The organism is Nocardiopsis sp. TNDT3 (assembly GCF_003427465.1).
GTDB classification, from domain to species: domain Bacteria; phylum Actinomycetota; class Actinomycetes; order Streptosporangiales; family Streptosporangiaceae; genus Nocardiopsis; species Nocardiopsis dassonvillei.
The window spans coordinates 1-5,323 of the sequence record NZ_QPFC01000296.1 but is presented as its reverse complement, the minus strand read 5'-3'; the positions used below and the strand labels follow the sequence as shown (position 1 = coordinate 5,323).

The 5,323-nt window shown below is 71.5% G+C and carries 4 protein-coding genes and 1 pseudogene; 2 read left to right on the top strand and 3 right to left on the bottom strand.

Annotated features, from left to right (window positions below):
- Positions 1 to 187: 187 nt before the first annotated feature.
- Positions 188 to 2,482 (bottom strand): DEAD/DEAH box helicase, encoded by a 2,295-nt coding sequence (locus DQW06_RS08010; RefSeq protein ID WP_198662403.1) that lies wholly within the window; start codon positions 2,480 to 2,482, stop codon positions 188 to 190.
- 233 nt (positions 2,483 to 2,715) lie between these two features.
- On the opposite strand from DQW06_RS08010, the gene DQW06_RS08005 reads away from it, so the two are divergent.
- Together DQW06_RS08005 and DQW06_RS08000 are read left to right on the top strand one after the other, a co-directional pair.
- A complete protein-coding gene (locus DQW06_RS08005) occupies positions 2,716 to 3,063 on the top strand; it encodes an STAS domain-containing protein (RefSeq protein ID WP_013156307.1) in 348 nt (115 codons plus the stop codon).
- Between the two features lie 13 nt (positions 3,064 to 3,076).
- Positions 3,077 to 3,625 carry an ATP-binding protein gene (locus DQW06_RS08000; protein ID WP_013156306.1) on the top strand — a complete coding sequence of 183 codons (549 nt, stop codon included), beginning with the start codon at positions 3,077 to 3,079 and terminating at the stop codon, positions 3,623 to 3,625.
- A 324-nt stretch (positions 3,626 to 3,949) separates the two neighbouring features.
- On the opposite strand, the gene DQW06_RS07995 is transcribed toward DQW06_RS08000, so the two are convergent.
- Both DQW06_RS07995 and DQW06_RS07990 read right to left on the bottom strand, forming a co-directional pair.
- Positions 3,950 to 5,128, bottom strand: coding sequence for a MarP family serine protease (locus DQW06_RS07995; RefSeq protein WP_013156305.1), 1,179 nt, complete (start codon positions 5,126 to 5,128; stop codon positions 3,950 to 3,952).
- Between the two features lie 21 nt (positions 5,129 to 5,149).
- Positions 5,150 to 5,323 (bottom strand): annotated as a pseudogene (locus tag DQW06_RS07990) (coenzyme A pyrophosphatase); the annotation flags it as partial.

The window sequence follows — 5,323 nt, the reverse complement described above, 5'->3', positions numbered from 1 at the left end:
GCGGGAGGGGGCGTGGGCACGGGAGCGGACATGGCGGCCTTCCTGGTGGGGGGCCGTCTGCTCCGGCCCTCTTCCTCCAGGTTCGGCGGGCCGGAGCCGACGCGAAAGCCCCTTCCCCAGCCTGTGGATAACTCCCTCCGCGCCCCCGCGCTTCGTCCACAGGCTGTGGACGGCCTCGTCCCGGCAGTCAGTCCTCGCCGTCCGCGAGGACCTCGTCGAGCAGGCGCAGCGCGCCGGCCTTGCTCAACGGCTCGTTGCCGTTACCGCACTTGGGCGACTGGATGCATGACGGGCAGCCCTGGTCGCACTCGCAGTCGGCGATGGCCGCGCGGGTCGCGGACAGCCACTCGCGCGCCGCCGCGTACCCCCGTTCGGCGAAGCCCGCGCCGCCCTCGTACCCGTCGTAGACGAACACCGTCAGCCTGCCGGTGTCACCGTGCACGGAGGTGGACACCCCGCCGATGTCCCAGCGGTCGCAGGTCGCCAGCAGCGGCAGCAGCCCGATCGCGGCGTGCTCGGCGGCGTGGGCGGCGCCCAGCAGCCCCACGTCCTCCCGGCGCAGCCGCTCCTCGCCCTCGGCGGGCAGCGTCCACCACACCGCGCGGGTGTCGAGGGTGCGCTCGGGCAGGTCCAGCGACTGCTCCCCCAGGACCGAACCGGTGCGCACGTCCCTGCGCAGGAACCCGACCACCTGGCGCACCACCTGCACCTCGCCGAAGTACACGGTGGCCCCGCTCGGCCACTCCTCCTGGCGCAGCACCGACCGGACCGTGATGTCGGTGGTGTCGCGCGCCCAGGTGCTGTAGGGCGGCTCCGCCGGGTGGACCAGGGCGACGCCCTCGTCGAGGTCGAGGTCGTCGACCAGGTACGTGTACCCCTGGTGCAGGTACACCGCGCCGGGGTGGACGGTGCCGTGGGCGGCGGGCTCGTCGACCTCGCCGAGCAGCTGGCCGCTCCCGGTGTCGACGATCTGTACGGGAGGCCCGCCCGACCCGCGGATATCGGCTAGGTCGCTGGCCCGCTCGTTACTCGTCCAGAACCAGCCCCGTGGACGCCTTCGCAGCAGGCGGTGTTCGACGAGTTCGGCGAGCCGCTCCTCGGTCGTCGCTCCGAAGAGATCGAAGTCGTCCTTGGTGATCGGCAGCTCCTGGGCGGCCGCGCACAGGTGCGGCCCCAGGATGTGCGGGTTTTCCGGATCGAGGACGGTCGCTTCTACGGACCGGCCGAAAATGGCCTCCGGGTGGTGCGCCAGGTAGGTGTCCAAAGGGTCGTCACGGGCGATGAACACCGCCAGCGCGTCCTCCCCGCGCCGTCCGGCACGGCCCGCCTGCTGCCACAGTGACGCGAGGGTTCCCGGCCACCCGGCGATGAGCACCGCGTCCAGACCGCTGATGTCCACCCCCAGCTCCAGGGCGTTGGTGCTGGCCAGGCCGAGGATCTCCCCCGAGCGCAGGGCCTCCTCCAGCTCCCGGCGCTCCGAGGCCAGGTATCCGCCCCGGTAGGCGGCCACCCTCCCGGCCAGGGCGTGGTCGCCGCGCTCGGCCAGCAGGCGCTGGGTGGTCAGCGCGACCACCTCCGCACCCTGCCGGGAGCGGACGAACACCAGGGTGCGCACACCGTCGCGGACCAGGTCGGCGAGCATCTCGGCGGCCTGCGAGGGCGCCGTCCTGCGGATCGGCGCCCCGTGCTCGCCGGTCAGGTCGGTCAACTCCGGCTCCACCAGCGCCACGGACATCCCCGGACGCGGGGAACCGTCCCGGCTGACCGCCGTGACGGGCACGCCGGTCAGCCGGGCGGCGCTCTCGGCGGGGCTGCCGGAGGTGGCCGAGGCGAGCACGAACACCGGACGCGACCGGTAGCGGGCGCACACGCGGCGCAGCCGACGCAGGATCTGCGCGACGTGCGAGCCGAAAACCCCCCGGTATCGGTGCGCCTCGTCGATCACCACGTAGCGCAGCCGACGCAGGAAGCGCGCCCACGCCCCGTGGCGGGGCAGGATGCCGTGGTGCAGCATGTCCGGGTTGGTGAGCACGTAGTTGCCGTGCTCGCGCACCCAGGAGCGCTCCTCGGCCGGGGTGTCGCCGTCATAGACGGCTGTCCGCATCCCCGGCAGGGAGAGGTCCGTTATCCACCGCAGCTGGTCCTGGGCGAGCGCCTTGGTCGGGGAGAGGTAGAGCACGGTTCCGCCCGCGTCAATCGCGTCCGCAGCGGGTAGGAGGAAGGCGAGTGACTTTCCCGAGGCGGTACCCGTGGCTATGATCACATCACGGCCCGAACGTGCGAGGTCGGCGGCTTCGGCCTGGTGGGACCACGGTCCCGTGATCCCCCTGTCGGCGAGCCGTTCGACCAGGTGGGGCGCGGTCCACACCGGCCACTCCCCGCTCACCCCGTCGTTGCGGGCCACGTGCTCGATGTGGGTCACCTGTGGGTACCGGGTATCGTCACGCCACACACCGGGAAGCACGGGCTCCGGTCGCCTCATCCGAGACCCCTCCTCACTGGTACGCGTTCGAGGCCCGCAGGCGCCTCTCACCCAAGGGTGGAGCACTGGGACATTGGTTTCAGTGTGACATCCGGGGGAACAGTGGCGCGGTGTCACGGTTTTTCTGTGCATCACAGGAAGACGCACTCGACACGCGTGGTTGAATGCGTGCTGGTGGGGTAACGCCCGGCAGAGATCATTCGCGTTTTTCGCGGTTCGGCGCTGGAGGACTAGTGGACTTGAAGCTTGATCATTACACCGAGGGCGACACCGAGATCGTCGTCGTTGAGGGTGAGATCGATGTCTATACCGCGCCCCGGCTCCGCGAGCTGCTGATCGACCTGGTCAACAAGGGCAACTTCCACCTCGTGGTCAACATGGAGAAGGTGGAGTTCCTGGACTCGACGGGCCTCGGTGTGCTCGTGGGCGGGCTCAAGCGCGTCCGGGCCCACGACGGGACCCTCGACCTGGTCTGCACCCAGGAGCGCATCCTGAAGATCTTCCGGATCACCGGTCTGACCAAGGTCTTCGGCATCCACGACTCGGTGCAGGAAGCCATCGACAAGCGTTCCGCGAAGTAGCCCCGAGCGAGCGATGGCAACCATCACGCTCACGATCAGCGCGCTCCCCGCTCACGTGCGCACGGCGCGGCTCATGGCCGCCACCGTCGCACGGCGGGCGGGTATCGCCGCCTCAGCGATCGACGAGATCAGGCTGGCGGTCGGTGAGGCGTGTTCCCGGGCGGTGGCGGCGCACAAGCTGCACTGCCCCACACAGCCGATCCTGCTCCAGTTGATCGACGGCAGCGGGCCTGATCCGGCGTCGGAGTCCCGCACCGACGCCACGAGCAGCATCCTGCGCGCCAACGGGAGCGCGACGCAACGTTTCGAGGTCGTCGTCTCCGACCGTGCCCCGGCCAAGGACACGGAGGAGCCCGCCAACCCGTCCCTGCTCGACGGGCTCTTCCTGGACGGTGAGGACACCCCTCCCGGCGGGATCTCCGGGTTCTCCCCGGGGCTGGGCCTGGCGGTCATCACGGGTCTGGCCGACGAGGTGAAGATCGACCCCAGCGACCGGGGGACCGTGGTGCGGATGAGCTGGCCGCTGGCCACGGAGCACTCGCCCGACCCGAGTTCCAACTAGGGTCGCCGGGCCGGTGTCCGAACGCTCACGAGGGCGCCTCCCCGCGGGGAGGCGCCCTCGGTGTGTCACGGGCCGCCCGTCACGCCGGGAGGCCCGGCGCGGCCGCGAGTCCTGCGCCGACGCAGGCGCGGGCCCCGGGGTGGATGCGGGACCGCTGGGCGTGCGCCGACGCGACCGCGGGCCCCGGAGCGGGCGCGGGCCCCGGAGCGAAGGCGGGCAGCACGGTGCCGACCGTGCCCCCGGGCCCCCTGTACATCCAGTCAACCGCCTCCCGCGCGCCCCCGAAAGCCCCGGATCCGGCCTGTGGACAACGCAGCCACGCGATCAGTCGCAGGCCTGGGAGGAGACCTGCTCGTCGTTCTCCAGGCCGCTCTGGGCGTTCTCCGCGACCTCGTCGGCGGTGAGCACGTAACCCGTCTCGGGCTCGTTCGTGGCGGCGGCGAAGACCACCCCGTACACGGTGCCGTCCGGCGACAGCAGCGGGCCGCCGGAGTTGCCCGGGCGCACCACGGCGCGCACCTGGTAGATCTCCCGGCTCACCTGCTGGGAGTGGTAGAAGTCCGGCCCCTGCGCCGTCTGGCGGGCGCGGACGCGCGCCGGGACGGCCGTGAAGCCGCTGTTGCGCGGGAAGCCCGCCACGACCGCGTCACCGCCCTGCGGGGCCTCGTAGGTGAACTCCAGCGGTTCCAGGTCCAGGCCCGGCACGTGCAGCACGGCCAGGTCCTGCTGGGCGTCGAAGAGCACCAGCGTGGCGTCGAGCTGGTAGCCCTCCCGGGTGACCACCCGCAGGTCGTCGGTGACCCCGGCGACCACGTGCGCGTTGGTCATGATCCGGTCCTCCGCGTAGGCGAAGCCGGTCCCCTCCACGCGGCGCTGGCACGAGGGCGCGGTGCCCAGCACCTTCACCACGCTGCGGCTCGACTCGATCAGCTCCGGGGTGGTGAGCACGTCGGGGTCCGGCGGCGCCACCTCGGCCAGCTCACCGGTGCCCAGGCCGCTGAACACCTGCGGGAAGGCGCTCTGGTCCACGATCCGGCGGAACGTGGAGAACCCGCTGTGGGCGGCCTCGGGCATCAGCGTGTCCACCGAGTGGAGGATGCGCGAGTCCCTGACCTGGCCCGCGACGAACGGCAGCGCCGAGTTGGCCACCGTGCTGCCGATGAACCAGGCCACGAGCAGCACCGAGAGCCCGCTGATCAGGGCGCCGCCGATGGCGTCCAGGACCCGCGCCGAGTCCCACGTCACCTTGTTGCGGACGAAGGTGCCCAGGTAGGAGAGCAGGAACTGGCCGAGCGCCGCGGACAGGAACACCACGGCGATCGCCAGCAGCGCCTGCCTGCCGGGGTCCTCCACCCACGCCTGGATGGGTGCCGGGGCCGTCAGGGCGGCGAGGACGCCCCCTCCGACGAAGCCCGCGAAGCTGAAGACACCGACGATGAAACCCTGTCGGTACCCCGTCACCGCGAACAGCAGCAACAGGACGACCAGGATCACGTCGAGCACATTGCCCTCCAAGAGTGAGCGCTAACCGACCGGCCGCAAGCCCTGCGGGGTTGCTTCGAACACTTCGGTGAGACCCTCGTCGCGCCAGGGAAGTTCCCAGCCGCCCAGGGCGAGCAGGCTGTCGATCACCGCGCCGGTGAAGCCCCACACGAGCATCCCCTCCACCCGGAAGCCGGGCCCCCAGCGGGGCCCGCC

What these genes read in the sequence shown, in the direction of transcription:
- DQW06_RS08010 (WP_198662403.1), bottom strand. Translation starts at nt 2,482, where the DNA reads ATGAGGCGACCGGAGCCCGTGCTTCCCGGTGTGTGGCGTGACGATACC.
- DQW06_RS08000 (WP_013156306.1), top strand. Translation starts at nt 3,077, where the DNA reads ATGGCAACCATCACGCTCACGATCAGCGCGCTCCCCGCTCACGTGCGC.